Below are 3,165 nucleotides of genomic sequence, written 5' to 3'. Positions count from 1 at the left end.
GCTGAAGCTTCGACCTTGTAGGCGAATGCGACCTACAACAATGATGAAAATGTAGCAATTTGTAGTTGCGGGGAGCTATACGGCATGGTACCCGATCCTCGATGCCAGTTTTGGGTATGGGGCTCGTACGGTGGATGTAGTAGGATTAGGATGCGCGTCGAACGTTAGGTTTGATGAAAGCGAAATAAAATCAGATCGGCTGCCTTGTTTTTTCACCAATACGAAAATGTACCCGTAGGTGAAGCGTAAGCACAGATTATATCGCAGTACAAAATTATGATGTGCCTGTGATGGATCCACAGATTTGTTACGAAATGGAGAGTTGATCGGTATGATATATAAAGCCTCGTTTCAGCGATTGCTACAGTAGAAGTTATTTCAGATCTTAACAGCCAATAAGGTAAACGTTGGTGTTGAATTACAAACAGACACCATTTGGTGGCAATTTCCAAAGCGAGCAATTTTCGGTACAGACTAATTTGTATTTTCCAGGCCTATTCAGACATAACTCGGTGCGACTGCTTGGAGGTTATCAACAAGACGATAATTCAGAATATCAATTTGCCAGCTCTATCTAGACTTACAGAGGCTATCATTATCATTTGCGTACGATACAGTTTTGTCAACTTATCGTTCAACTACAAAATGCCCTTGGCGTATATGGATTGAGCATTAGGGCCTGTGTTCAACGCTCGACGGGTTTACATCAATGGGTTTTATGATTATGGAATTGGGAGAGATGTATACTCCCATGGTAGTCAGATCATGACTCGAAGTCATATGGAGCTGAAGTTCTTCCTTCAATTTCAATTTGTTTAGACTATTACCGCTAATCGATATGGGTGTACAATACAGCTATTTGCCAACTATTGATGATAGGGTCTTTGAAATTATTTTTGGGGGAGTCACTTTCTAGACTCTATTCACCCAGCTATAATGAGCAACATCAATAAAGCATAAGAAATAAGGCTGATGGCCACACGGACATATTTTTTGAAATTCATAATTTAAGCGGATTGCATGATATCTGAGAGAGTTTCGTAAACTTCGAGCCGAAGCAGCTTCTACCTCTTCGTTCCAGTTTTCTTTAAGTTCTTCTTTGAGCGAATACATCAGTGCCGCAGCGGCCATGTTGTAATGCTCTGAGCGAATGCCATAGGTCATATGTCTACGCCCCATGTTGCGTACGAGGGGAGCCAATACGTCGAGAGTATTTAGTCCTTTGACTACCGTACTGATCATTTCCATCATCTTTCTTCCTTGCATTTGCATATTACCTTTGAAAAGCGGCCTGAGCTCTGGACTCATTTCGAAAAGTTTGGAATAAAACACCTTGGCTGCTTCGTCGGTTTTGGACTCTACCATCCAGAAGGTGGCACGAACCAATCGCTTGTTGTAAGGGGTAATTGATACTGTGTTTGTCATGCATTTCTAAATTTTAGTTTCGAAAAATTGCAGATATCGGCATTCCCGATACCCCGAGTGTAAGCATTTTCTCATATTAAAATTGTAAGACAAAACTACCAGGGGCACATCGAGCATTACGTCTATGGCTGATGACAAGTACACGTGATTTTTATGACAGAATCAAACCTGTCAATTGACAGGAAATCGAACAACAAAATGGCTTTTAGGTAGAATTTGGGCTGTTTTTGTGGTGGAGCATTAGGTTGCTGTAAGGCATGTCTTGTATGGTTAGACAGCAAAATGTGTGGAGTGATTCATTAGTGTCAAGCATTTTCTCGTTGCATTTCCATTACTCATGTGTTCGTTTTCGCTTTGTCAGCATGGCTTTCTTTTTTATCAATAAAGCAAGTTCTTCGGCTTAATTGTAAAGGCTCTAAAACGAATGTTGAAAATGGTTTATATTAAAAAAGGGCAACTTGAATACAATCAAGTTGCCCTTTTACTTCAATGTTTTAGACTGGCATTATCTACTATAATTCGGTGCTTCTCTTGTGATCTGAATATCGTGTGGATGAGATTCTGCCATACCAGCACCAGTGATTTTCACGAACTTGCCTTTTTCAACTGCTCTACAGTAGATGCTCCAGCGTAGCCCATACCAGCTTTCAAACCACCAGTCAATTGATGAAGCACTTCTGCTACCATGCCTTTGTATGGCACTCGACCTACGATACCTTCTGGTACTAGTTTTTTCACATCGTCTTCTGCATCTTGGAAGTAGCGGTCTTTAGATCCGTCTTCCATGGCTTCTACAGAACCCATACCTCGGTAAGTTTTGAATTTTCTTCCTTCGTAGATGATTACATCGCAGGAGCCTCTTCTGTACCTCCTAGCAAGGACCCAATCATAATACAATTGGCTCCAGCAACGATGGCTTTTACAAAGTCTCCCGAAAACCTGATGCCACCGTCGGCAATAATTGGAATGCCTCGACCTTCTACGGCTTTGGCTGCTTCGTATACTGCAGATAGCTGTGGCATGCCTACACCAGCGATGATCCTAGTCGTACAAATACTACCAGGACCTACACCCACTTTGATGGCATCGGCGCCTGCATCGGCGAGAGCTACTGCTGCTTCGGCTGTGGGCAATGTTCCTACTATTACGTCCAGGTTTGGGTAAGCCTTTTTGATGGCTTTGCATGTATCTATTACACCTTTGGAATGACCATGCGCAGTATCGATAGACACTACGTCTACACCTGCTTCGATCAGTTTCTGAATTCTGGCTTCGATATCCGGAGTTACACCCACGGCTGCACCTACTCTCAGCCTTCCGAATTCGTCTTTACAAGCATTAGGCTTGTCCTTGTTTTTAAGAATATCCTTATATGTGATGAGCCCAGTCATTACACCAGAGTCATTTACAATAGGAAGTTTCTCAATTTTGTGCTCTTGCAGATCTCTTCAGCTCCTTCCAGTCCAATTCCGTCTTTGGCGGTGATTAGATTGTCTTTCGTCATGATCTCTTTGATCAGGAGTTTTTTGTTTCTTTGAAACCTGAGATCTCGGTTGGTAATCGATACCGACGAGCTTCTTGTTCTTCGTCGATTACCGGTATACCACCAATCTTATGCTCCTTCATCGCTGCTAGCGCATCGCCTACAGTGGCATCGCCATGCAAGGTCACAGGATCAAGTATCATCCCGCTTTGGGATCTTTTGACCTTGCGGACTTGTGCGGCTTGTTTTTCGATGGT

1 protein-coding gene and 1 pseudogene are annotated in these 3,165 nt (G+C 42.7%); both read right to left on the bottom strand.

Annotated elements, in window-relative coordinates; genetic code table 11:
* Positions 1-912: 912 nt before the first annotated feature.
* A complete protein-coding gene (locus tag N7U62_RS22665) occupies positions 913-1,425 on the bottom strand; it encodes a globin domain-containing protein (protein ID WP_264140463.1) in 513 nt (170 codons plus the stop codon).
* Between the two features lie 505 nt (positions 1,426-1,930).
* Positions 1,931-3,165 (bottom strand): annotated as a pseudogene (gene guaB / locus N7U62_RS22660) (IMP dehydrogenase); the annotation flags it as partial.

Source organism: Reichenbachiella ulvae (assembly GCF_025833875.1).
Classification (GTDB): Bacteria; Bacteroidota; Bacteroidia; order Cytophagales; family Cyclobacteriaceae; genus Reichenbachiella; species Reichenbachiella ulvae.
This window is presented reverse-complemented; position numbering and strand designations above follow the sequence as displayed.

Coding starts and splice junctions, on each gene's coding strand:
- N7U62_RS22665 (WP_264140463.1), bottom strand. CDS start 1,425: ATGACAAACACAGTATCAATTACCCCTTACAACAAGCGATTGGTTCGT.